This window comes from Enterobacter sp. JBIWA005 (genome assembly GCF_019968805.1).
Classification (GTDB): Bacteria; Pseudomonadota; Gammaproteobacteria; order Enterobacterales; family Enterobacteriaceae; genus Enterobacter; species Enterobacter vonholyi.
The window spans coordinates 2,228,054-2,252,335 of record NZ_CP074159.1; the positions used below are offsets into that span (position 1 = coordinate 2,228,054).

Annotated in this window: 26 protein-coding genes; 16 read left to right on the top strand and 10 right to left on the bottom strand. The window is 56.3% G+C overall.

The window, feature by feature from the left end:
• The first annotated feature begins 1 nt into the window (after window position 1).
• Window positions 2-595, top strand: a complete 594-nt coding sequence (tehB, locus tag KGP22_RS10555; RefSeq protein WP_223582234.1) for a tellurite resistance methyltransferase TehB — start codon at window positions 2-4, stop codon at window positions 593-595.
• Here the strand turns inward: tehB and pepT are convergent.
• Window positions 592-1,821: a peptidase T gene (gene pepT, locus KGP22_RS10560; RefSeq protein ID WP_223582236.1), complete on the bottom strand. Its 1,230-nt coding sequence runs from the start codon at window positions 1,819-1,821 to the stop codon at window positions 592-594. The genes tehB and pepT overlap by 4 nt on opposite strands.
• A gap of 111 nt (window positions 1,822-1,932) precedes the next feature.
• On the opposite strand from pepT, the gene KGP22_RS10565 reads away from it, so the two are divergent.
• A complete protein-coding gene (locus KGP22_RS10565; RefSeq protein WP_223582424.1) occupies window positions 1,933-3,528 on the top strand; it encodes an ABC transporter substrate-binding protein in 1,596 nt (531 codons plus the stop codon).
• Window positions 3,529-3,663: 135 nt separating this feature from the next.
• Window positions 3,664-4,338, top strand: a complete 675-nt coding sequence (locus KGP22_RS10570; RefSeq protein WP_111964626.1) for a DUF3313 domain-containing protein — start codon at window positions 3,664-3,666, stop codon at window positions 4,336-4,338.
• Between the two features lie 34 nt (window positions 4,339-4,372).
• Here KGP22_RS10570 and KGP22_RS10575 read toward each other — a convergent pair whose 3' ends face one another.
• Entirely contained in the window at window positions 4,373-5,269 is an 897-nt protein-coding gene (locus KGP22_RS10575; protein WP_223582239.1) for an EamA family transporter, read from the bottom strand.
• Between the two features lie 174 nt (window positions 5,270-5,443).
• On the opposite strand from KGP22_RS10575, the gene KGP22_RS10580 reads away from it, so the two are divergent.
• The gene (locus KGP22_RS10580) at window positions 5,444-6,316 is read left to right on the top strand and encodes a response regulator transcription factor (RefSeq protein ID WP_111964624.1); all 873 of its coding nucleotides are present in this window, start codon (window positions 5,444-5,446) and stop codon (window positions 6,314-6,316) included.
• Here the strand turns inward: KGP22_RS10580 and KGP22_RS10585 are convergent.
• Window positions 6,296-7,462: a benzoate/H(+) symporter BenE family transporter gene (locus tag KGP22_RS10585; RefSeq protein ID WP_223582241.1), complete on the bottom strand. Its 1,167-nt coding sequence runs from the start codon at window positions 7,460-7,462 to the stop codon at window positions 6,296-6,298. The genes KGP22_RS10580 and KGP22_RS10585 overlap by 21 nt on opposite strands.
• Before the next feature lie 92 nt (window positions 7,463-7,554).
• Between KGP22_RS10585 and KGP22_RS10590 the strand changes: the two genes are divergently transcribed.
• A complete protein-coding gene (locus tag KGP22_RS10590) occupies window positions 7,555-8,082 on the top strand; it encodes an XRE family transcriptional regulator (protein WP_149366887.1) in 528 nt (175 codons plus the stop codon).
• An 80-nt stretch (window positions 8,083-8,162) separates the two neighbouring features.
• Window positions 8,163-10,127: a U32 family peptidase gene (locus tag KGP22_RS10595; RefSeq protein WP_223582243.1), complete on the top strand. Its 1,965-nt coding sequence runs from the start codon at window positions 8,163-8,165 to the stop codon at window positions 10,125-10,127.
• Here KGP22_RS10595 and KGP22_RS10600 read toward each other — a convergent pair whose 3' ends face one another.
• Window positions 10,128-10,358, bottom strand: coding sequence for a DUF2554 family protein (locus KGP22_RS10600; RefSeq protein ID WP_223582245.1), 231 nt, complete (start codon window positions 10,356-10,358; stop codon window positions 10,128-10,130). It lies immediately after the preceding gene.
• Window positions 10,359-10,602: 244 nt separating this feature from the next.
• Here KGP22_RS10600 and KGP22_RS10605 point away from each other — a divergent pair, with 244 nt between their 5' ends.
• Window positions 10,603-10,965, top strand: coding sequence for a hypothetical protein (locus KGP22_RS10605; RefSeq protein ID WP_115875040.1), 363 nt, complete (start codon window positions 10,603-10,605; stop codon window positions 10,963-10,965).
• 162 nt (window positions 10,966-11,127) lie between these two features.
• Here KGP22_RS10605 and KGP22_RS10610 read toward each other — a convergent pair whose 3' ends face one another.
• On the bottom strand, window positions 11,128-11,664 hold the full coding sequence (locus tag KGP22_RS10610) for a dihydrofolate reductase family protein (RefSeq protein WP_223582247.1): 537 nt from the start codon (window positions 11,662-11,664) through the stop codon (window positions 11,128-11,130).
• A gap of 40 nt (window positions 11,665-11,704) precedes the next feature.
• Entirely contained in the window at window positions 11,705-12,712 is a 1,008-nt protein-coding gene (ftrA, locus tag KGP22_RS10615) for a transcriptional regulator FtrA (RefSeq protein WP_111964736.1), read from the bottom strand.
• 73 nt (window positions 12,713-12,785) lie between these two features.
• Here ftrA and KGP22_RS10620 point away from each other — a divergent pair, with 73 nt between their 5' ends.
• The 8 genes from KGP22_RS10620 (at window position 12,786) to zinT (ending at window position 20,805) form a co-directional block, all read left to right on the top strand.
• Window positions 12,786-13,199 (top strand): rhodanese-like domain-containing protein, encoded by a 414-nt coding sequence (locus tag KGP22_RS10620; RefSeq protein WP_127730844.1) that lies wholly within the window; start codon window positions 12,786-12,788, stop codon window positions 13,197-13,199.
• Between the two features lie 156 nt (window positions 13,200-13,355).
• Window positions 13,356-14,459 (top strand): cobalamin-independent methionine synthase II family protein, encoded by a 1,104-nt coding sequence (locus KGP22_RS10625; protein ID WP_111964617.1) that lies wholly within the window; start codon window positions 13,356-13,358, stop codon window positions 14,457-14,459.
• Window positions 14,460-14,662: 203 nt separating this feature from the next.
• Complete coding sequence (gene urtA, locus KGP22_RS10630) at window positions 14,663-15,934, top strand: urea ABC transporter substrate-binding protein (RefSeq protein WP_047958573.1); 1,272 nt, start codon at window positions 14,663-14,665, stop codon at window positions 15,932-15,934.
• 24 nt (window positions 15,935-15,958) lie between these two features.
• Window positions 15,959-17,533 carry an urea ABC transporter permease subunit UrtB gene (urtB, locus tag KGP22_RS10635; RefSeq protein ID WP_223582250.1) on the top strand — a complete coding sequence of 525 codons (1,575 nt, stop codon included), beginning with the start codon at window positions 15,959-15,961 and terminating at the stop codon, window positions 17,531-17,533.
• A complete protein-coding gene (gene urtC / locus KGP22_RS10640) occupies window positions 17,533-18,606 on the top strand; it encodes an urea ABC transporter permease subunit UrtC (RefSeq protein ID WP_149366893.1) in 1,074 nt (357 codons plus the stop codon). Before urtB ends, urtC begins: the two co-directional genes overlap by 1 nt.
• The gene (gene urtD, locus KGP22_RS10645) at window positions 18,606-19,403 is read left to right on the top strand and encodes an urea ABC transporter ATP-binding protein UrtD (RefSeq protein WP_133294404.1); all 798 of its coding nucleotides are present in this window, start codon (window positions 18,606-18,608) and stop codon (window positions 19,401-19,403) included. Before urtC ends, urtD begins: the two co-directional genes overlap by 1 nt.
• Window positions 19,404-19,412: 9 nt before the next feature.
• Window positions 19,413-20,111, top strand: coding sequence for an urea ABC transporter ATP-binding subunit UrtE (gene urtE, locus KGP22_RS10650; RefSeq protein WP_111964612.1), 699 nt, complete (start codon window positions 19,413-19,415; stop codon window positions 20,109-20,111).
• A 52-nt stretch (window positions 20,112-20,163) separates the two neighbouring features.
• Window positions 20,164-20,805 (top strand): metal-binding protein ZinT, encoded by a 642-nt coding sequence (gene zinT / locus KGP22_RS10655; RefSeq protein WP_223582252.1) that lies wholly within the window; start codon window positions 20,164-20,166, stop codon window positions 20,803-20,805.
• 46 nt (window positions 20,806-20,851) lie between these two features.
• Here zinT and ydeE read toward each other — a convergent pair whose 3' ends face one another.
• A complete protein-coding gene (gene ydeE / locus KGP22_RS10660) occupies window positions 20,852-22,045 on the bottom strand; it encodes an efflux MFS transporter YdeE (RefSeq protein WP_223582254.1) in 1,194 nt (397 codons plus the stop codon).
• Window positions 22,046-22,239: 194 nt separating this feature from the next.
• Between ydeE and eamA the strand changes: the two genes are divergently transcribed.
• The gene (gene eamA, locus KGP22_RS10665) at window positions 22,240-23,145 is read left to right on the top strand and encodes an O-acetylserine/cysteine exporter (protein ID WP_111964610.1); all 906 of its coding nucleotides are present in this window, start codon (window positions 22,240-22,242) and stop codon (window positions 23,143-23,145) included.
• 32 nt (window positions 23,146-23,177) lie between these two features.
• Here eamA and marB read toward each other — a convergent pair whose 3' ends face one another.
• From marB to marR, 3 genes are read right to left on the bottom strand one after another with little or no spacing between them, the layout of a single operon-like run.
• Window positions 23,178-23,396 (bottom strand): multiple antibiotic resistance protein MarB, encoded by a 219-nt coding sequence (marB, locus tag KGP22_RS10670; RefSeq protein ID WP_223582257.1) that lies wholly within the window; start codon window positions 23,394-23,396, stop codon window positions 23,178-23,180.
• Between the two features lie 33 nt (window positions 23,397-23,429).
• Window positions 23,430-23,810: an MDR efflux pump AcrAB transcriptional activator MarA gene (gene marA / locus KGP22_RS10675; protein ID WP_008502237.1), complete on the bottom strand. Its 381-nt coding sequence runs from the start codon at window positions 23,808-23,810 to the stop codon at window positions 23,430-23,432.
• 22 nt (window positions 23,811-23,832) lie between these two features.
• Window positions 23,833-24,267, bottom strand: a complete 435-nt coding sequence (gene marR / locus KGP22_RS10680) for a multiple antibiotic resistance transcriptional regulator MarR (RefSeq protein ID WP_111964608.1) — start codon at window positions 24,265-24,267, stop codon at window positions 23,833-23,835.
• Window positions 24,268-24,282: the final 15 nt, after the last annotated feature.

The following is a 24,282-nucleotide window of genomic DNA, read 5'->3' on the forward strand; positions in this document are numbered from 1 at the left end:
AATGACTGTCGATGAGAATTACTTCACAGAGAAATATGGCTTAACCCGTACCCATTCAGAAGTGCTGTACAGCGCGGAGATTGTGAAGCCCGGTAAAACGCTGGATCTGGGCTGCGGCAACGGCCGTAACAGCCTCTATCTTGCAGCTAACGGCCACGATGTCACCGCGTGGGACAAGAACCCGATGAGCATCGATAATATCGAGCGCATTAAGGCGGAAGAAGGGATCGATAACCTCCACGCGGCGATTAAAGATCTCAACAACCTGAGTTTTGACGGCGAGTATGATTTTATTCTCTCCACCGTGGTGCTGATGTTCCTCGAGGCAAAAACCATCCCGGGTCTTATCGCCAACATGCAGCGCTGTACGAAGCCGGGCGGTTACAATCTGATCGTTGCCGCCATGGATACGTCAGACTACCCCTGCACGGTCGGCTTCCCGTTTGCGTTCATGAGCGGCGAGCTGAGCAACTACTACGAAGGTTGGGAGTTGCTCAAATACAACGAAGACGTTGGCGAACTGCACCGCACCGATGAACACGGCAACCGCATCAGGCTGCGCTTTGCCACGATGCTGGCACGCAAGCCCGCTTAACGGGCGGCCAGCAGGCAGATCTGCAGGGCCGTGTTGTAAGACGCCTCGAACGAGGAGAGCGGCAGGAATTCAAACTTCGAGTGGAAGTTATGCGCCCCGGTGAAGAAGTTCGGGGTGAGTAGGCCTTTTGCCGATAGCGCCGCGCCGTCGGTGCCGCCGCGCATCGGCGTCGGTTTCGGCGTGATGCCGAGCGATTCCATCGCCTCGAACATCAGATCGATAGCGCGCCGGTCTTCACCAATCGCATTGCTGATATTGCTGTAGGTATCTTCAATGCGATAGTCCACTCTGGCCGTCGGATATTGGGCGGCAATCAGTGCGGCCACGTCGGCAATCTGCTGCTTGCGCGCGGCAAAGCTCTCCTTGTCAAAGTCGCGGATATTGGCCTTAAGAACGGCCTCGTTCTGTCCGGCCTGAATGCCGTTAAACCAGATATAGCCTTCACGTCCCTCGGTGCACTCCGGCGTTTGCTGGCGGTCAAAATGGCTGATGTAATCAGTCGCCATCAGCAGGGGATTCACCAGCACGCCTTTGGCGGACATCGGGTGCGCCGTCACGCCGGTAAAGCGGATCTCCGCGGCTGCCGCATTAAAATTCTCGTAAACAATTTCACCCAGCTCGCAGCAGTCGATGGTCCAGGCAAAGTCGACGTCGAAGCGCTTAAGATCAAGCGCCTTGGCACCGTTCAGGCCGATCTCTTCGTCAGGCACAAACGCCACGACGATATCCCCATGCCGATGCTCGGCCGTGAGGTTTTCCAGCACCGTCATGACCACCGTGACCGCCGATTTATTATCCGCGCCCAATACGCTGGTTCCGTCGCTGAAAATAATCTCCTCATTCGGATAAGCCAGAATTTCAGGGTGCTCGTTAACCCGCAGCCAGATGTCTTTCTCTTTATTCAGACAGAGATCTTCACCGGTAAACGTTAATATTTGTGGATGAATATCCGGTGAAAGTCCCACGTCGACGGTATCAATATGGGTAATAAAGCCGATGCGCGGCGCACCGGGCACGTTGCCTTTTTTTACCGCCGTCACCGTGGCGAATTCATCAATCACAATGTCGTCTAACCCCAGCTGTGCCAGCTCCTGCGCCAGCTCGCGCGCCATGTCATGCTGGCCCGGCGTTGAGGGAAGGATTTTGACTTTGGGATCGCTCTGGCTGGTGATAGCGAGATAGCGGAAAAAACGGTGCGTTAATTGTCTGGAAAGCGGCGAGCCCATAGTGATTTATTCCTTATTTATTTTTCAGGTGTTTGCCACATCACTTTAATGTTATTTATGAAATGGCAAAAGAATTAATTAGCCGTCGAATTAAAAAGACAGGAATAAATGATGACAAGCAAACTCACAACTTTCACATTGGCGCTCGCGGCACTCACGGTCAGTTCCGCTGTCGCTGCGAAAACGCTGGTGTATTGCTCCGAAGGATCGCCGGAAAACTTTAACCCTCAGCTATACACCTCGGGAACCAGCGTCGACGCCAGCGCCGTGCCGGTCTATAACCGTCTGGTCGATTTCAAGCCTGGCACCACGGAGCTGGTGCCAAGCCTTGCGGAGCGCTGGGAGGTGAGCGACGACGGCAAGGTCTACACCTTCTTTCTGCGTAAGGGCGTTAAGTTCCAGAGCAATAAATCCTTCACGCCAACCCGCGACTTTAACGCCGACGACGTGATCTTCTCGTTTATGCGGCAGAAAGACGTGAATCATCCCTACCACAACGTCTCTAACGGCAGCTACTCCAACTTTGAAAGTCTGGAGTTTGGCAGCCTGATAACGAGCATTGATAAAGTTGATGACCACACCGTGCGCTTTACCCTGGCGCACCCGGAAGCGCCGTTTGTCGCCGATCTGGCATGGTATTTTGCCTCGATCCTGTCCGCGGAATATGCCGACGCGATGCTCAAAGCGGGCACGCCGGAGAAGGTGGATATGGAGCCTATAGGCACCGGGCCGTTTAAGCTGGCGCAGTATCAGAAGGATTCGCGGATCCTGTTTACGGCGTTTGCCGACTACTGGCAGGGGAAATCGAAGCTGGATCGGCTGGTGTTTAGCATCACACCGGATGCCTCCGTGCGGTTTGCCAAAATTGAGAAGAACGAATGTCAGGTGATGCCGTTCCCGAACCCGGCGGATCTGCCGCGCATGAAGGCGAACAAAGACATCAACCTGATGAGCAAAGCCGGGCTGAATACCGGTTTTCTGGCTTTCAATACCCAAAAGCCGCCGCTGGATAACGTGAAGGTCCGTCAGGCGCTGGCGATGGCCATCAATAAACCAGCCATTATTGATGCGGTGTTCCACGGTACCGGCACCGCTGCGAAGAACCTGCTGCCGCCGGGCGTATGGAGCGCAGACAGCGAGCTTAAGGATTACGACTACGACCCTGAAAAAGCCAAAGCGCTGCTGAAAGAGGCCGGTTTCGCCAGCGGCGTGAACGTCGACCTGTGGGCGATGCCGGTGCAGCGTCCCTATAACCCGAATGCGAAACGCATGGCTGAGATGATTCAGGCGGACTGGGCGAAAATAGGCGTGCAGACCAAAATCGTTACCTATGAGTGGGGCGAATACCTTAAGCGTGTGAAGGGCGGTGAACATCAGGCCGCGCTGATGGGCTGGACGACGGCAACGGGTGATCCGGACAACTTCTTCGGCCCGCTATTTACCTGCACCTCGGCAAACGGTGGGTCAAATTCGGCGAAATGGTGCTATAAGCCCTTTGATAAAATTATTGCGGAAGCAAAATCAACGACCGATCGCGATAAGCGCGTGGCGCTGTATAAAGAGGCGCAGCAGATGATGCATGACCAGATGCCCGCGGTGATGATTGCGCATTCAACCATTTTCGAACCGGTGCGCAAGGAGGTGACGGGCTATGAAATTGACCCGTTTGGCAAACATCTGTTCTGGCAACTGGATATAAATCAGTAATTTTTCACTGCCCGGCACGCTTCCGGGCAGTCTTTTCGCAATTTGTGCTCTCCGCATCATTTTTTGTCACAACAAACCCGCCGGTCTTTTGCTATAACTTCAAATGCATACTTGCAGATAACATGGAAAACTATCATGCGTACTCAAACTTTTTTTAAAGTTGCAGTGCTTACTGGTCTGTTGGCGTTAGCGGGCTGTTCTTCAAAAGTCGCGGCTCCCGAACAATATTCTGGCTTTTTAAAAGACTATTCAGGATTGCAGCAGACAACGTCTGCGACGGGTAAACCAACGCTGCGTTGGGTTGATCCTTCCTATAACGAAGCTAATTACGACAGTATTCTCTGGACACCGATTACGTATTATCCAACGCCAAAACCAACCACGCAAATTGGGCAAAAAACGCTTGATGAGCTGTTGAACTACACCAATACCAAAATGAAAACGGCGATTGGCACGCGTAAGCCGATTGTGACCACGCCGGGTAAACATAGCCTGATTTTCCGCGGCGCGATTACCGGGGTGAGTTCGCAGAAAGAAGGTCTGCAGTTCTATGAAGTGGTGCCGGTCGCGCTGGTGGTAGCAGGTACGCAGATGGCAACCGGGCATCGCACCATGGATACGCATCTCTTCTTTGAAGGCGAACTGATCGATGCGGCTACCAACAAACCGGTCATGAAGGTGGTGCGCAAAGGCGAAGGTAAAGATCTGAACAACGAAAGTACGCCGATGACCTTTGCAACCCTGAAGCAGGTTGTTGATGACATGGCGACGGACGCCACCATGTTTGATGTGAAAAAGACCGCGAAATAAAATAAAAAGGCCTGCGTAATGCAGGCCTTTTTATTTACGCCATTCGTATGCGTCTGAACCAGGTTTCTGGTTTGGTAAACATCACCATATTTCCCCCCAGAATCAGCAATAACCCCACTATACCATTGATATGCCAGACGTAGCCTTCATACACCGTAGAGATGGACAGCGCCACCAGCGGGAAGAGCAGCGTACTGTAGGCCGCTTTGCCCGGACCGATACGTCCCACCAGCGTGAAGTAGGCGCCAAAGGCAATCACCGAACCAAATACAGCCAGATAGAGCAGCGCGCCAATGTAGCTGATGGTCCACTCTGGCGCGAAGCTATCGCCTATGAACAGCGCAATGCAGCCCATCACCAGCGTGCCATAGAGCATCGCCCAGGCGTTGGTGGTCATGGTTTCCAGGCCTCTGCGCTGATGGCGCATGCTGATCATATTGCCCAGCGAGAAGCCGTAGGTGCCGAGCGCGGAGAGGCCAATCCCGGTCAGGAGCGACGCGCTCCAGCCGCTGGCAAGCAGATCGTCCCAGAAGAGGGTGACGATCCCGATCAGGCCCAGTGCCGCCGCCGTCCAAAAACGCGCGGGCGGGCGCTGCCCGAAGAAGATAAAGCTGTTGATGGCGTTATAGAGCACGGCCATGGAGAAGATCACCGACTCCAGCCCAGTATTAATGTGCGAGGCTGCGGTGTAAAAACACCAGAAGTTAAAGCAGAAAACGCAGCATCCCTGAAGCAGGCAAAAAAGGTGATCTCGCAGCGCCAGCTTGCGCAGGCGGCGCAGGGCGATTAACACCGCCATCATCGTGAGGCTGGCGACGGCGAAGCGCCAGAAAATCGACACCGGCGCCGCTACGGGACCCTGCTGCAGGAAAATCGCAATCCAGGTGGTTCCCCAGATGACCACCACCAGTCCGTATAATATAGCGTTCATACTTTTTCTCTTCTCAAATCACGGAAGCCCGCAGTATGGCGCTGAAATTCGCGACGGGCTTTCACCGGGTTGCGGGTGACTTGCAAAATCTTGCGCTTTTTTCTTCCGGCGGGACTGGCAACGGGGGGCAACTCTTCTTAGACTGATATTCCCATCAATTATGCGCTAACGGTTATGTCTCACGCTTACGATACCTTTGAAACGCTTTGCCAACAGAATGCAGTTCTGCGGGAAACCGTCTCGCTGAATTCGGGTATTCAGCTGGCAGCATGGTACAACAAGCACGATACGATAACGGTAAAAAGTAACCATCATACCCTCAGCCTGTACGTGGCGGACGGTTACGAAAGCTATCAAAAAACGCCGGGCGGCTGGAAGAACGGCGGGGGACCGGACCGTTTCTGTCTGATGCCCAAAGAGAGCGAATCGACGTGGGATATCCGCGATGACCTGTCGTTTGTGCATCTCTACTGCACCGACGAACACCTGCGCGACGTGGGGGAAAAGATTTGGGACAAGCGTCCGCTTTCGCTGACCCTTGACGAGCGCATTTTTGGTAGCGATCCGAAGATCACCGCGCTGTATCGGCAGTTTTTGCTCGGCTGCGACTGGCAGCAGCACGCCAACCAGCTCACCCTGAGCACGGCCTCTACGCTGCTGCTGACCCATCTGCTGCAAAACTACTCTAACGTGCAGTGGAAGCTGCCGGTCGTCACCGGAGGGCTATCGCCATTCGTGCTGCGCAACGTGCTGGCCTTTATTGAAGAGAACCTGGGCCAGCCCTTGACGCTGGCCGAGCTGGCGGCGCAGGCCGCGCTCAGCGAATACCACTTTGCCCGCATGTTCCGCCAGTCGACGGGGCTGGCGCCGCATCAGTACGTGATGCAGAGGCGAATGGATAAAGCTAAGGCTCTCGTTCAGCATACGACGACGCCGCTGACTGACATCGCCCTTGCCTGCGGGTTCAACTCCGCCAGCCACTTCAGCAACCGCTTTCGCAGCGCGACGGGCATGACGCCTTCGCAGCTACGTGCGGCGAGCGCGTGAAAACAGGGCGTAGCACATCCCGCCCAGCACCAGTCCCCAGAATGCCGAACCGATGCCCAGGATTGTCACGCCGCTTGCGGTCATCAGAAACGTGACGATAGCCGCGTCGCGCTCCGCTTCGTTACTCAGCGCCTGATATAAACTCCCGCTGATGGTGCCCAGCAGCGCCAGACCGGCCAGCGTCTGGATCCAGCTGAGCGGCAGTGCGGCCATCAGCCCGGTAATGGAGCCACCGAAAATTCCCGCCAGCAGGTAAAATCCTCCCGCTGCGATGGCCGCCAGCCAGCGTTTACCCGCATCCGGGTGTGCATCCGGGCTTTGACAAATGGCGGCGGTTATAGCCGCAATGCAGATGGAAAAGACGCCAAACGGAGAAAACAGCAGCGCCAGCCCTCCCGTGACGATGATGAGCGGTGAGACCGCCAGCGGGTAACCGGAGGCTTTCATCGTGGCGAACCCCGGCGCGTTTTGCGAAGCCATGGTCACGAGGAAGAAGGGCAAGCCAATACTCACCAGGCTGGTGAAGGTGAAGGCGGGTGCAATAAATTCGGGCATTACCAGAGAAAGGGTGAGTTTATCCGTGACAACGTCACCTGCCGCCCATGCCACAATCCCGCCCACCAGCAGCGTGACCACGATGGCATAGCGCGGCGACAGCGCTTTTGCGATTAGCCAAGCCGCAATCATGCTGCCGCACAGCAGAAAGTGCCCCTCAAGATGCGCAAACGCGTGGAGGCCAAACTGCAGCAATACCCCTGCCAGCATGGCGGCAGCAAGCGAATGAGGGATCAGCTTCATCAGACGGGCGAAAAGCCCGGTAATGCCGCAGAGCAAAATAAGCGCGTTAGCAAAGATAAACACGCCGATGGTTTCTGCCAGCGTGACGCCGTGCAGGCTGGAGGCGAGCAGCGCCGCGCCGGGCGTCGACCAGGCGGTCAGTACGGGCGCTTTGTACCACCAGGAAAGCGCCAGCGTGCTGACCCCCATCCCAATTCCCAGCGCGGTCATCCAGCCCGCAATCTGCTGTGCGCTGGCGCCTGCCGCGGCGGCGGCCTGCCAGATGATGGCGGCCGAGCTGGCGTAACCAACCAGAACGGCGACAAATCCAGCCAGTGCGACCGGAATAAAGTGAGAGGAAGGGCGCATGAAAACTCCATTGTGCGTTATAACGTCCGGAGTAAGGTAGCACTGTGCGCTATAGCGTACAAGTGGTATGCTGATCGTCACCAGGAGGGAACATGGATATCACACTACACCTTGCAACAACGCTGAAAACGCTGCGCCAGGCGCGCGGCTGGAGTTTGTCGAAGCTCGCGGACGAGACCGGCGTGTCAAAAGCCATGCTCGGTCAAATCGAGCGCAATGAATCCAGCCCGACGGTGTCGACGCTGTGGAAAATTGCCACCGGGCTGAACGTGCCGTTTTCCACGTTCATCACCCCAGAGGCGGACCGGCAGGCGGTATTTGACCCCCAGCAGCAGGCGATGGTCGTCAAGCCGCTCTTTCCGTGGGACGAGACGCTCGGGTTTGATTATTTCTCCATCACGCTGGCACCCGGCGCGCTGAGCGAATCCACGCCGCATGAGGCCGGAGTAATTGAACATGTCGTCGTAATAAGCGGCGAGCTGGAGATGAAGCTTGGCGGCAAATGGCAGATGATTTCTGCCGATTCGGGCATCCGTTTTGCCGGTGATAAACCCCACGCCTACCGCAACAGCAGCGACCGGACGGTGCATTTTCACTCCCTGATTCATTATCCCCGCTGACGCTGCGCAAAACTGTTTCGCTGACGCATACTTCTGACTACAATAGCCGCCATTTTGACCATAACGGATAACGACGAAGTATGCGCCTGCAATCCCATCATCTTGAACTTTTAAGCCCGGCCCGCGACGCCGCCATTGCCCGTGAAGCGATCCTTCATGGCGCAGATGCCGTCTACATTGGTGGCCCAGGCTTCGGTGCCCGCCATAACGCCAGCAACAGCCTGAGCGATATTGCTGAACTGGTGCCGTTCGCCCACCGTTTCGGGGCGAAAGTGTTCGTGACCCTGAACACCATTCTTCATGATGATGAGCTGGAGCCTGCGCAACGTCTGATTACCGATCTCTACCAGGCCGGGGTGGATGCCCTGATTGTTCAGGATATGGGTGTGCTGGAGCTGGATATTCCTCCCATTGAACTGCATGCCAGTACCCAGTGTGATATCCGCACGGTAGAGAAGGCGAAGTTTCTCTCTGACGTCGGCTTTTCGCAGATCGTTCTGGCGCGTGAGCTGAACCTGAATCAGATCCGCGATATTCACCAGGCGACAGACGCGACGATTGAATTCTTTATCCACGGCGCGCTGTGCGTCGCCTATTCCGGTCAGTGCAATATTTCCCACGCGCAGACGGGCCGCAGCGCCAACCGCGGCGACTGTTCTCAGGCCTGCCGTCTGCCGTATACCCTGAAAGACGATCAGGGCCGCGTCGTGGCGTTCGAAAAGCACCTGCTCTCCATGAAGGATAACGATCAGACGGCCAACCTGGGCGCGCTGATCGACGCGGGCGTGCGTTCCTTCAAGATTGAAGGGCGCTACAAAGATATGAGCTACGTGAAGAACATCACCGCGCACTATCGCCAGATGCTGGACGCCATCATTGAAGATCGCGGCGACCTGGCACGCGCGTCGGCCGGGCGCACCGAACATTTCTTTATTCCGTCTACGGACAAAACGTTCCACCGCGGCAGCACGGACTATTTTGTGAATGCCCGTAAAGGGGATGTCGGCGCGTTTGACTCACCGAAGTTTATCGGTTTACCGGTGGGTGAAGTGCTGAAAGTGGCGAAAGATCATCTTGATGTCCAGGTGACGGAACCGCTGGCGAACGGCGATGGCCTTAACGTGATGATTAAGCGTGAGGTCGTGGGCTTCCGGGCTAATACGGTCGAGAAAACCGGCGAGAACCGCTACCGCGTCTGGCCGAATGAGATGCCGGCCGATCTCTACAAGGCGCGGCCGAACGCGGCGCTTAACCGTAACCTCGATCATAACTGGCAGCAGGCGCTGCTGAAAACCTCCAGCGAACGTCGTATCGCTGTGGACATTGAGCTGGGCGGTTGGGAAGAGCAGCTGATTCTGACCATGACCTGTGAAGACGGCATCAGCGTAACGCATACGCTCGATGGCCTTTTCGAGGTGGCAAACAACGCGGAAAAAGCGCTCAACAGCCTGAAGGATGGGGTGGCGAAGCTTGGCCAGACGATTTACTACGCCCGTAACGTTGAGGTCAGTCTGCCGGATGCCCTGTTCGTGCCGAACAGCCTGCTTAACCAGTTCCGTCGTGAAACGGCAGAGATGCTGGATGCCGCGCGCCTGGCGCAGTATCCGCGCGCTAGCCGTAAAGCGGAAGCCGTACCTGCACCCGTATACCCGGAGACACATTTATCCTTCCTGGCCAACGTCTATAACCATAAAGCGCGTGAATTCTATCATCGCCACGGCGTGCAGCTGATCGACGCGGCTTATGAAGCGCATGAAGAGAAGGGCGATGTGCCGGTGATGATCACCAAGCACTGCCTGCGCTTTGCGTTTAACCTTTGCCCTAAGCAGGCGAAAGGGAATATTAAGAGCTGGAAGGCAACCCCCATGCAGCTTGTAAACGGTGATGAAGTTCTTACTCTCAAGTTCGACTGCCGTCCTTGCGAAATGCATGTGATTGGTAAGATGAAAAACCACATCTTCAAAATGCCGCAGCCGGGCAGTATTGTGGCGTCCGTCAGTCCGGACGATCTGATGAAAACTCTGCCTAAACGCAAGGGCAGTTAATTACCGAACGTGCGTATTAGGTTTGCGCGATTTCTGCCACAGGTGGTGTTCGCGCAAACCCTCCGCCGACTCTTCCGCAGCGCTTCGTAACTCATCGCTGTCGGCTTCATGACGAAGCTGATGCGCCACATTCTTGACCCATAAATATTCGTGTCCTTTGTGCCCGGCCATAAGCTGGCCTGAAAAGAGTGCACAGATAAGCATGACGAGAGATAAGCCTTTTTTAATCATGAGATAGCCGCCGAATGACATTGCGGGGTAATCATGCCGATTATTTTTTAGTGTTATTATTTAATAATTCAAACTCGTGAAAAGAGATTGTCAAATAATGTGTGCCCGGAAAATTGTCCAGGACATTTCCTAAAAAGTTATGAATGTTTGTAAAGTGCCATTTCTGGTCCATAATCGGATATTTGCATTAAGGATAAATCTTATATAATAGTTAATCTCTGGCTAAGGAACGGGTCATTAATAAATGAAAAAAATAATTGCGCTTGCGCTTCTGGCGGTTGCTGTTGGGGCCGTTGCAGGGATTCGTTATGCTGGTGATAACAAACCAGAATATATACAATCAGCAGAAATTCGCGTTGGTTCCTATTTGACCAGCGATTATGGAGCCGTTACCTGTAACAGTAAAAAAATTAACGATGTGCGTTGGGAATTAGACTGCACCCAGCAGACGATAGGAAAAACATTCCAGTTTGCGGCGTACCCCTCTGATAAAGCACCTTATGGAGTGGCGCGGTCATTTTATCTTGAAGCCATAAATGATGACGCAAAACAGAGCGCTGAACAGGGCCTTATGCGTTATTTACAGATCAATACTCATGCAGGTTAATAAGACTGTTTAACCTTCGTTAAGACAACGGGTGTTAGGTTGTATGGGATCCGCAGCCCGGCCATGGAGTGTCGGGACGTAGAGACCAAAATACAAATCTATCCATGCAAGCATTTACCGCCATTTTTGGCGGTTTTTTTTTGCGCAGTGTTTACCGTCGTTTTATGACAGCAGTCGATAGTGCGACTGTACCAGACCCGAAGGGAAGCTGCGGCTGGATACCAGCGTCAAATCGATATCCTCTGGCAGGGCGCCAAACAGCGATTTTCCCGAACCGAGCAGGACAGGAACGGTCGTGATCACCATATCGGCCACCAGTCCTTCTCGCAGGAACGACTGTATCACCTGCCCACCATCGAGATAGACGCGATGGACGTTCTGCAACGCCAGGTAGTCGAGCACCTCTTTAGGCGTGTGCCCTGAAAATTGTACTTTTCCCTTCAGCGCGTCGGGCACGGGCGTGTCGGCCAGCTGTCTGGAGAGCACCAGCACGGGCCGGTCATAAGGCCATGCGTCAAAGACCAGCACTTTCTCATAGCTGCCTCTGCCCATCACTATCCAGTCTTTGTCCGCGATGAACGCCGCATAGCCATGATCTTCAGTCGGATCATCGCGCTGCAGGAGCCAGTCGATATCATCATTGTGTCGGGCGATGTAACCATCAAGACTGGTTGCGATAAAAACGTGTGTGGTGACCATAAGGTTCTCCGTATTCCTGCGAAACCAAAAGACTGACGCCTCAGCGGGCTGTAGCGGAATGAGAAAATTGTTTGCGGTACTGGGCCGGGGAAATCGCGAACTGCTGGCGAAAGTGATGACGCAGCGTCGATGCCTGGCCAAACCCGGTCTGTTCCGCGATGCTGTCGATACTTAAACGACTGCTTTCCAGATAATCTTTCGCCCGCAGCAGGCGCTCATTGAGTAACCAGCGGGCAGGCGTCGTTCCTGTTGCCGCCTCGAAGCGACGAAGAAACGTGCGCTGACTCATACCGACACGACGCGCCAGCGAGTCGACGCTGTGCGGCTCGGTAAGATGCGTGTGCAGAAAATCAAACAGCTGGCCGAGGCGCTGGCTTTCCCGCAGCTGTGCCACCGGGCGGCTCAGCTGTTGCGGCTGAGAGCCATCCCGGTGTGGGGGAATGACCAGCCGCCGCGCCACGCTGTTAGCGGTTTCCATTCCATAATCCCTTCGTACAACGTGAAGGCAGAGATCGATCCCCGCCGCGCTGCCTGCAGAAGTCAGGATATCGCCTTCGTCCTGGTAGAGCACATCCTCAACAACGTCGATGTCAGGGTAGCGGGCTTTAAGCGTCTCAATGTAGCGCCAGTGCGTCGTGGCTTTGCGCCCGTTGAGCAGCCCCGTAGCGGCCAGCACAAATACGCCCGAACAGATGGACAGCAGCTGGCATCCTCGCGCGCTGGCCTGACGTAATGCGTTGCAGAGCGCGTCCGGAACCGGCGAGTCCAGCCCACGCCAGCCGGGAACCACAATCAGGTCCGCAGACGCAAGCAGGCTTAAATCCCCATCGGTGACGATACGGATCCCGCCTGTTGCCCGAAGTTCACCGCTATCCACGCTCGCCACCGCAAAACGATACCATTCATCGCCCAGCTCGGGACGTGGCAGACCGAAGATCTCCACCGCTACGCCAAACTCAAAGGTACACAGGCCGTCATAGGCCAGCACCACCACTTGTGGGCGGGCAATTTGTCTTAAGTTTGTCATCTTTTTGCTGTTTTCTGGCATAAGCGAGCGCATTCACGTGCTGAATTTCTGGATAGAGTAGTGTTAACACAAACGCCAAAGATGAGGAAGGATCATGAGCTATGTTACTGAATTTCCGGCTGCCGAGCCGCAGGAAGCCGTCACCCATTTTCTGCGTCGCCTGAGCGTAGAAACCGACTGCGCCGATGTGCATCACGCCATCGCCAATAATGAGCAGGACTTTGTTTTGCTGCACGTGGTGGGGAGCCCGGAGCAGTTTGCCCGTCGCCATGTGCCGGGCGCTCTGCATATGCCGTGGAGCCAGATGACCGCTGAGCGCATGGCCCAATGGCCTGAAGGGACGCTGTTCGTCGTCTACTGCGCGGGGCCGCACTGTAACGGCGCGGACAGAGCCGCGCTGAAGCTGGCGCGTCTCGGGCTGCCGGTCAAAATCATGCTCGGTGGGGTCACCGGCTGGGAAGATGAACGCTACGCGTTTGCCAGCAGCGAAACCACTGCCGCGCTGTGAAGATGAATTTTTTTCAACACCCGTGAAATTTTCTCGTTTGCCGGCACCGGGGAGGTATGACATTGTTTTTGGACATTTAGACATCCAGAAGTCTAAAAGTTCATATGATGAATTATCACTGCGGGCAATTATCGCCGGCAGACAGAGGAGATTTCCATGCAACGACACCACGCACCGTACCGCGCCGACGTAGTCGGCAGTTTTTTACGTCCGGATGCCATCAAGCAGGCTCGCCTGCAATTTGCCAGCGGCGAGATTGACGCGAGACAGCTTCGCGCGGTGGAGGACGAAGCCATTCGCCACGTCGTTGAGCAGCAGTGCGCGTGCGGCCTGCATGTCGTGACCGACGGTGAGTTTCGCCGTGCCTGGTGGCACTTCGACTTCTTCGACGGTCTGCAGGGCGTTGAGCGTTACGATTCCCAGCAGGGCATCCAGTTTAACGGCGTGCAAACCAAAGCCCACGGCGTGCGCGTCACCGGCAAACTGGGCTTTGGCGAGCACCCGATGCTGGACGATTTCCGCTATCTGAAAAGCATCAGCGGTAACGCCCAGCCAAAAATGACCATTCCCAGCCCGAGCGTGCTGCATTTCCGCGGCGGTCGCAAAGACATTGATGCGACGGTGTATCCGGACCTGAACGTCTATTTCGACGATCTGGCGACCACCTGGCGCGACGCGATTCGCGCATTCTATGATGCAGGCTGCCGTTACCTGCAGCTGGACGATACCGTATGGGCCTACCTCTGTTCGGACGATCAGCGTCGTCAGATCCGCGAGCGCGGCGACGATGCCGATGAGCTTGCACGTATCTATGCCCGCGTCCTGAACAAGGCGCTGGAGGGCAAGCCGGACGATCTGACCATCGGGCTGCACGTCTGCCGCGGTAACTTCCGCTCCACCTGGATTTCCGAAGGCGGCTACGAGCCGGTGGCGGAAGTGCTTTTCGGAACGGTCAACGTTGATGCCTTCTTCCTGGAATACGATAACGACCGCAGCGGGGATTTCGCGCCGTTGCGCTTTGTTCGCCCGGGCAAGCAGCAGGTGGTGCTGGGTCTTATCACCACGAAAAACGGCGAGCTGGAGAACCCGGAGGGAATCAAAGCCCGTCTGGAAGAAGCGGCGAAATACGTGGCGAAAGAGCAAATTTGCCTCAGCCCGCAGTGCGGCTTTGCCTCTACCGAAGAGGGCAACAGCCTGAGCGAAACCCAGCAGTGGGACAAAGTCCGTCTGGTCACGCAGATCGCCAGCGAAGTCTGGTAAAACCTTCCTCCTCAGCGCTGCATTATAAAAGTGCAGCGCTGTGCCATTCTGAGACGTTCTCTTTACATCCTGCGCTCTCCTCCCGGAAATAGCGCTATCTCCATTCTGGCATTCTTTTTGCTCCTGCTTCGCTGACACATTTATTTCCGCGTCCACGCCGTAACGGACGTTTTCGCACAGCGTTCTTTTTCAGGAGTGAAAATATGCACCGTCGTACCTTATTAAAAGCCTTTGCGTTATCCGCGTCCGTCGTGGCGATGGGAATGAGTTTTGGCGTGCAGGCGGCCGATACCATCAAAGTGGGGATCATGCATTCTCTCTCCGGCACGATGGCCATTTCCGAGACCCCGCTTAAAGATGTCGCCCTGATGACCATCGATGAGATCAACGCCAAAGGCGGCGTGCTGGGCAAGAAACTGGAGCCGGTAGTGGTGGATCCGGCCTCAAACTGGCCGCTGTTTGCCGAGAAGGCGCGCCAGCTGCTGAGCCAGGATAAAGTGGCGGTGGTATTCGGCTGCTGGACCTCGGTTTCGCGCAAATCCGTACTGCCGGTCTTTGAGGAGCTGAACGGCCTGCTGTTCTATCCGGTGCAGTATGAAGGCGAGGAAATGTCGCCAAACGTCTTCTATACCGGCGCGGCGCCGAACCAGCAGGCCATCCCGGCGGTTGAATATCTGATGAGCGAAGACGGCGGCGCGGCGAAACGCTTCTTCCTGCTGGGCACGGACTACGTTTATCCGCGCACCACCAACAAGATCCTGCGCGCGTTCCTGCATTCGAAAGGGGTGGAGGATAAGGATATCGAAGAGGTTTACACCCCGTTTGGCCACAGCGACTACCAGACCATCGTTGCCAACATCAAAAAATTCTCAGCGGGCGGCAAAACCGCCGTGGTGTCGACCATCAACGGCGACTCCAACGTGCCGTTCTACAAAGAGCTGGCTAACCAGGGTCTGAAGGCGACCGACGTGCCGGTGGTGGCGTTCTCCGTCGGCGAAGAAGAGCTGCGCGGGATCGACACCAAACCGCTGGTGGGTAACCTGGCGGCCTGGAACTACTTTGAGTCCGTCGATAACCCGACTAACCAGGCGTTCGTGGCGGATTACAAAGCCTATGCGAAGGCGCACAAGCTGCCGAACGCCGACACCGTAGTCACCAACGACCCGATGGAGGCGACCTACGTGGGCATTCACATGTGGGCGCAGGCGGTGGAAAAAGCCGGTACTACCGATGTGGACAAAGTGCGTGCGGCGATGGCCGGCCAGTCCTTTAAGGCGCCATCAGGCTTTACGCTCACTATGGATGCCACCAACCATCATCTGCATAAGCCGGTCATGATCGGTGAAATCGAAGGTAACGGCCAGTTCAACGTGGTGTGGCAGACGGAGCAGCCGGTACGCGCCCAGCCGTGGAGCCCGTTCATCGCCGGGAATGACAAAAAGCCCGACCAGCCGATGAAAACCGCCAGCAACTAAGCCATCACCGCAGGGAGAAACGTCATGAACGCCATGCGCCTGTTCATCGCTCTTGTATGGCTTTCCGGACTGCTGCCAGGGATGGTGCAGGCATCGGATGCCGATCTTTTTGTTGCCGCCAGCCGCAGCCAGCAGGCGGATTTGTTGACGCAGTGGGCCGCCGCGCCGGATGCCGCCAGGCTTCCGCTGCTTCAGTCCCTGCAGAAGGAAAATCTGTATGCCGACAGTCAAAAGCACGCCTTTGCGCAGCGTAACGGGCAAATGGTGTCGCTTGGGGACGCCCGTGCGGCAGAAGGGCCAACCAAAGCCGTTCGTCTGACGAACCGGCTGCGCGTGCTGGCTGCGACCGCCATCGCCACCCATCAGCTGGTGAGTGACAGTGTCACCGAGCGGCGGGCGGCTGCGCGTCAGCTGCAGCGCGATGCCCAGCCCGGTATGCTCGCTTTTCTGGAAAAACGTGTGAACGATGAAACGGACGCCGTGGCGCGTCAGGCGCTGCTGCTGGCGGTCGCGAACCTCCAGCTGGCAAGCCCGCAGGCAGAAGTGCGCCGCAAGGCCGTCGAACTATTAGGTCAGTCCGACGATCCGGACGTACAGTCCAGGCTCACTCCGTTTACCCAGCCAGACACTGAGCCAAATAGCGGCGTGCGCGCGGCCGCAGAAGAGAGTCTTAGCCAGATCCAGCATCGGCTGATGTGGGGCGATCTACTGGGCCAGGCGTTTATGGGGCTCTCCCTCGGGTCGGTGCTGCTGCTGGCCGCGCTGGGGCTGGCTATCACCTACGGCCTGCTGGGGGTGATTAACATGGCCCACGGCGAGATGCTGATGCTAGGGGCATATGCCACCTGGATGGTGCAGCAGGCGATGGCCGGGCTTGCGCCCCAGTGGCTGGCGCTCTATCCCGTTATCGCCTTGCCGGTCGCGTTCTGCCTGACGGCGGGCATTGGAATGGTGCTGGAGCGCACGGTGATCCGTCATCTGTACGGTCGTCCGCTGGAAACGCTGCTGGCAACGTGGGGGATCAGCCTGATGCTCATCCAGCTGGTGCGCATGACCTTTGGCGCCCAGAACCTGGAGGTGGCTAACCCAGCCTGGCTCTCCGGCGGTGTGCAGGTTTTTGCCAACCTGACGCTGCCGTGGAACCGCATCGTGGTGCTGGGCTTCGTGCTGCTGGTGCTGTTCTTTACCTGGCTCATTCTGAATAAAACTCGTCTGGGGCTTAACGTGCGGGCGGTGACGCAAAACCGCAGCATGGCCGCCTGCTGCGGGGTACCGACAGGGCGCGTCGATATGCTGGCGTTCGGGCTTGGCTCCGGAATTGCGGGGTTAGGCGGCGTGGCGTTATCGCAGCTCGGTAACGTCGGGCCGGAGCTGGGCCAGGGCTATATCATCGACTCCTTCCTTGTGGTGGTGCTCGGAGGCGTAGGCCAGCTGGCAGGCAGCGTGGCCGCGGCGTTTGGTCTGGGGATTTTTAATAAAATCCTTGAACCCCAGATGGGGGCGGTGCTGGGCAAGATCGTGATTCTGGTGGCGATCGTGCTGTTTATTCAGAAACGCCCGCAGGGGCTGTTTGCGCTGAAAGGGAGGGTGATTGACTGATGAGCCAGCCGCTGACCTTAACGCTGGCGCGCAAAGCGCCACGCACAACGCTGATTGTAGGCAGCCTTCTGGTGGTGTGCTTGCTGATATTGCCGTTTTTCGCCTTACTGCCTGCAACGCATCCGCTGGCGCTGTCAACCTGGATGCTGACGCTGACTGGCAAGATCCTCTGCTATGCCATCGTTGCGGTGGCGCTGGATCTGGTATGGGGCTACGCCGGGATGCTCTCTCTCGGGCACGGCATTTTTTTCGCCCTGGGCGGCTACGCGATGGGCATGTACCTGATGCGCCAGGCCGCGGGTGACGGTCTGCCTGCGTTTATGTCGTTTCTTTCCTGGAGCGAGCTGCCGTGGTTCTGGTGGGGAACCCAGCATTTTGCCTGGGCGCTGGTGCTAATTGTGCTGGTGCCGGGGCTACTGGCGCTGGTGTTTGGCTGGTTTGCCTTCCGCTCGAAGATCAAAGGGGTCTATTTTTCGATTATGACCCAGGCGCTGACCTATGCCGGGATGCTGCTGTTCTTTCGCAACGAAACCGGCTTTGGCGGCAATAACGGCTTTACCGGCTTCACCACGCTGCTCGGGTTTTCGGTAACGGAAACGACCACCCGTATCGCGCTGTTTCTGGCGACCGTGCTGTTGCTGCTCCTGGCCCTGGGCTGCGGATTTGCGCTGGCGAAGAGCAAGTTTGGCCGCATTCTGACCGCCGTTCGCGACGCCGAGAACCGCCTGACGTTTTGCGGATACGATCCGCGCGGGTTCAAGCTGCTGGTGTGGACGATTTCTGCCGTGCTGTGCGGTCTGGCGGGGGCGCTCTATGTCCCGCAGGTGGGCATTATCAACCCGGGCGAAATGTCGCCGACGAACTCGATAGAGGCCGCCATCTGGGTAGCGCTGGGCGGGCGCGGCACGCTGGTGGGGCCGGTGATTGGCGCGGCGCTGGTGAACGGGGCGAAAAGTTTCTTCACCGTCGCGATGCCGGAATACTGGCAGCTGTTTCTGGGGCTGATTTTTATCGCCGTTACGCTGTTTTTACCGCGCGGCGTCTATGGACTGTTTCGTAAGGGAGAAAAATAATGCAGCCAGCCGAAGGGTTATTCACCCGCCAGCTGCCCGGCGATCGCTACCGGGACCAGACTGATCCTGTACTTCAGCTTGAATCCATTAACGTTAATTTTGATGGATTTCAGGCCCTGACCGATCTCTCGCTGAATATCGGCGTAGGCGAACTGCGCTGCGTGATCGGTCCCAACGGGGCCGGTAAAACCACGCTGATGGACGTCATAACCGGCAAAACGCGGCCAAAGAGCGGCAGGGCGATTTACGATCAGTCCATTGACCTGACCGCGCTGGAGCCTGCGGCCATCGCCCGCCAGGGCATCGGGCGTAAATTCCAGAAGCCCACGGTCTTTGAAGCGCTGACGGTGTGGGAAAACCTTGAGATCGCGATGAAAACGGATAAATCCGTCTGGGCGAGCCTGCGGGCAAAACTCAACGGCGCGCAGCTCGACCGGATCGATGAGATGCTGGTTTTACTTCGGCTGACCGCCGAACGCGACCGCCGCGCCGGGCTGCTTTCCCATGGACAAAAGCAGTTTCTGGAGATCGGCATGCTGCTGGTGCAGGACCCGCATCTTCTGCTGCTGGATGAACCCGCAGCCGGGATGACCGACGCGGAAACCGAATACACCGCAGAGCTGTTCAAAACGCTGGCAGGCAAGCATTCCCTGATGGTTGTTGAGCACGATATGGGCTTTGTCGAAACCATCGCCGATCGCGTGACGGTGTTGCATCAGGGGCGCGTGCTGGCGGAAGGTTCACTTCGCGAGGTGCAGGCCAACGAGCAGGTGATTGAGGTCTATCTGGGACGTTAAGGAGCGATGATGTTACAGGTTAATGAACTGAATCAATATTACGGCGGCAGCCATATCCTGCGCGGCGTGAGCTTTGAGGCCGTCACCGGCGAAGTCACCTGCCTGCTGGGGCGCAACGGCGTAGGGAAAACCACGCTGCTGAAGTGTCTGATGGGGCTGATCCCGGCCAAAACCGGGGAGGTCATCTGGCAGGGAAAAACGATCACCCATAGCAAACCGCACCAGCGGGTGCAGTCTGGCGTGGCGTATGTCCCGCAGGGCCGAGAGATTTTCCCGCGCCTGAGCGTAGAGGAGAATCTCCTGATGGGGCTGTCGCGATTTTCCGCACGCGAGGCGAAGCAGGTGCCGGAGGAGATCTGGCAGCTGTTCCCGGTGCTCAAAGAGATGAAGCATCGTCGCGGGGGGGACCTCTCCGGGGGACAGCAGCAGCAGCTGGCGATTGGTCGCGCGCTGGCGAGCCGTCCGCAGCTGCTGATCCTGGATGAGCCGACTGAAGGCATACAGCCTTCCGTCATTAAAGAGATCGGCCACGTGATCCGTACTCTGGCAAGCAGAGGCGACATGGCGATCCTGCTGGTGGAGCAGTTTTACGACTTTGCCGCCGAGCTGGCCGACAGCTATCTGCTGATGTCGCGCGGCACGATTATTCAGCGCGGGCGGGGTGAAAACATGGAGCAGGAGGGCGTTCGCGGCCTGGTTGCGATCTGAAATGTTATAATATAACATCCTCATTCTTATAAAACGGAATGAGGATGTTATCTTGGCTGCACATATTGGAAAATTTGCCATGACTCTGGGGGCGCTGCTGGTCAGCGGCCAGCTGTTTGCTCATTCGCACGGCCATCAGATGACCGAAGCGGAACAGAAGGCGGCGAACGGCGTGTTTGAGGATAAGGACGTGAAGGACAGAGCATTGTCTGACTGGGACGGGACCTGGCAGTCGGTCTATCCGTTCCTGCTCGATGGTTCGCTGGATCCGGTCTTTAAGCAGAAAGCGCAGAAGGATAAAAGCAAATCCTTTGACGAGGTGAAAGATTACTACCGTAAGGGTTATGCGACGGACGTGGATGCCATCGGTATCGAAAATAACGTGATGGAATTCCATCAGGGCAAAGCGGTCAGCCGCTGTCAGTATGATTACAGCGGTTACAAAATTCTGACCTACGCGTCAGGTAAGAAAGGCGTTCGCTATCTGTTTGAGTGTAAGGACGCCAGCAGCAAGGCGCCGAAATTTGTGCAGTTCAGCGACCACACCATCGGACCGAAGGCCTCTTCGCACTTCCACATTTTCATGGGCAATACCTCCCACGAGGCGCTGCTGAAAGAGATGGATAACTGGCCGACCTATTACCCGAATGAGATGTACAAAGAGCAGGTGGTGGAGGAGATGTTGCACCACTGATGCTTTATTGCCGGGTGGCGGCTTCGCCTTACCCGGCCTACATTTGCTACGCCGCTTTGGGTGACTCGCACCATGCCTTCACGCTCATCCCGCGCAGAATCATCAGCCAGGCCATGATGATGGCGACCATCATGATCGCAAACAAGGACCAGTGCGGCAGATTGGTCAGGATAATACCGGTGATCATCGGGTTTGCCGCCGCGCCGAGCCAGCCCAGCGCCTGGGCGGAGAAATAGCTCGCCTTCATTCCCGGTGGGGCAATGTTGTCGATCAGCATGTATTCACCCGGCGCATAGATAATCTCCCCCAGCGTGAAAATGGCGGCAGCGATGCCCCAGTAAACCAGGTTTTCCCCGGAGAGCATAAAGCCGCCCAGCCCCAGGATAAAAAACAGGGTGGCGAGGGTCATCAGCGGGCGAATATTGCTGGCTGAGAGCTTGCGGCCCAGCGCATATTGCAGCGTCACCACCACGGCGGCGTTGACGGGCAGCACCACGGCGACCACCTTTTCGGCGAAATCACTGTCCGCATGCGCGGCCAGAACGTATTGCGAAATACAGCTCGCGAAAGATCCGCCCACGTACGACGCCAGCAGGCCCGAGAGCGTGTACCAGAACAGCGCGCGGTCTTTCAGCAATACCGACGGCTGCCACGGCGTCTTCTCCTCTGCGGTATCTAACGCCACGCTTTTCTGTACAAAGAAATGGATAAAGCCCAGCGGCAGGGCGGCGCAAAAGGCCGCCAGCCAGAACGGCAGCTGCAGGCTGTACATCACCAGCAGGGTGCCAATCGGCGGGCCGACCGTCCAGCCAATGTTCAGGAAGCTGTAGTTAAGCGAGAAGACCCGCGCCTTCTGGCTGGAGGTGAGCACGTCGGAGAACCAGGCTTTCAGCACCGTCGAAAAGACGGAGTAGGCGCAGTTGATCAGCGCAAAGAACAGCACCACCAGCGTGACGTTATTGACCAGCGGGATCGCCACAAAGCCGGCGATAAACGCCACGATCGCGATCAGCATGTAGCGTTTTTTATCAAACTTATCGGCCAGAATGCCAAATCCCAGGCTGAATACCACGCCAATGGTCAGCGCCACGGTCAGGGCATAACCAATATTCTCAACGCTCATGCTGTAGACGCGCGTGAGATAAATGGTCATGAACGGCAGCGTTGCCCCTCTACCGATGGTTAACAACAATGACGATGCCAGCAGCGCTGCGGTTGAGCGCCTGAGAGATGGTTTCATATTCCTGCCCGACAGTTGCTTATGCTTTTATTAGATGTGTGTTAACAGGATTACCATGACATAAGGGGCTTGTATAGCGCCTGATTTATCCCTAAGTGCTTCAGCTGCCTGCCAGAATTAATGATCTTCTCGCAGCGTGCTTTTTTCTGTTACCTTGAAGTGTTAACAAAATATTAATAATTCAGGGGCAGGGTATGACGCGTAAAGACGGGCTGCTGGCATTGCTGGTGGTCGTAGTATGGGGGCTCAATTTTGTGGTCATCAAGCTGGGGCTGCACAACATGCCGCCGCTGATGCTGGCCGGCTTACGCTTTATGCTGGTCGCTTTTCCGGCCATCTTTTTTGTGGCGCGTCCAAAGATCCCCTTTAAACTGCTGCTGGGCTACGGTCTGACCATTAGCTTTGGCCAGTTCGCGTTTCTCTTTTGCGCCATCAAGTTCGGTATGCCGGCGGGTCTTGCCTCGCTGGTGTTACAGGCGCAGGCGTTCTTTACCATTATTCTCGGGGCGTTTGTGTTTGGCGAGCGCCTGCAGGGCAAACAGCTGGCGGGGATCACCCTGGCGGTGTTCGGCGTGCTGGTGCTGATCGAGGCCAGCCTGAATGGTCAACACGTGGCGCTGCTCGGGTTTATGTTGACGCTGGCTGCGGGGCTGAGCTGGGCCTGCGGGAATATCTTCAACAAGCTGATCATGCAGCACGAGGCGCGCCCGGCGGTGATGTCGCTGGTGGTCTGGAGTGCGCTGATCCCGGTTATCCCGTTTCTGCTGGCGTCGTGCATTCTGGACGGTCCGGCGGTGATGCTGAACAGCCTTGTCGACATTGATATGACCACGATCCTTTCTCTTGTCTATCTGGCCTTTGTCGCCACCATTGTGGGCTACGGAATCTGGGGATCGCTGCTGGGGCGTTATGAAACCTGGCGCGTCGCGCCGTTATCCCTGCTGGTGCCGGTGGTAGGACTTGCCAGTGCGGCGATATTGCTGGATGAAACGCTGAGCGCGCTGCAGCTGTTTGGCGCCGTGCTGATCATGGCCGGGCTGTACATTAACGTGTTTGGTCTGCGGGTGCGTCGGACGACGCGGGTAAGCGAAAAGGCATAAAAAAAGCCCCGCATCTGCGGGGCAAAAACGAATCAGAGGCCGTGCTGATTATAATAAGGCACGCCTAATTCGTCGGATTTGTCGCTACCAGCACCCATGTGGTTGAAATCATAAGGCGACTGGTCATGTGCTGACGGCAAAATCATCGAATCAGGATTATTTTGCTGCGTTGCACGAGGGGTTTGCTCCGCGAAGGTCTGGCTGGAGAACAGCACCAGCAAGGCGAGGGCGGCGGAGGCGATAACTTTCATGATTTCCTCGGTTACGTCTGTTACAGGCGATAATTAACTACAGTGTTTTAACGGATACAGGTATCGGGATTCGCCCGGCACGCTGGTGATTCGGTACTTATGAGGCGGCACGTCAAAATAGTTTTTGAAAGTACGCGTCAGGGTTTGCTGCGATTCAAATCCGTAACGCTCCGCCAGATAAAGGATCGGCTCATTGCTTTCTTTCAGTTTCTGGGCAATCTCCGTCAGCTTGCGGCTGCGAATATATTGACCTAATGAATGGCCGGTCTCTTTTTTGAACATCCGTTGCAGGTGCCATTTGGAGTAACCCGAACGCTCTGACACTTTTTCAAGGGAGAGCGGCGATTCCAGGTTATCCTCGATCCAGTCCAAAATGCTATGAATGGTGATAGCGTCAGTATTGCGTCTGGACATCGTCATACCTCTTTTTTTCTGTTTACGGCAGGATTTTCTTCAGCAAAAGCTCAAGGGTTGCCACTTCATCTGCCGTTAAGTTTTTTGTTAGTTCCTGATGCAGTGTTTGTCCTACTAATTGATGACATTTCTCGCACATGGCCGCGCCATCGCTGGTTAGCTTCACCAGTACGCCGCGTTTGTCATTCGGGTTAGGGCTTCGTTCTATCCATCCTTTGCAGACGAGACGATCGAGCATGCGGGTTAACGCACCCAGATCGACAGAGAGCACCTTTTTGAGCTCAACCGGCGTGATACACACTTCGCAGCGAATGGAACACAGCACTTTGAACTGTGTTGCGGTGATATCCAGCGGTGACAGGTAGTCATTGAGCAGGCGATCTTTTTTCTGATTGACCATATGAATAAGACGACCCAGCGGAACAACGTCGTTAAAGATATCACTGGTGCTTTTCACAATGGTTGCCCTGGC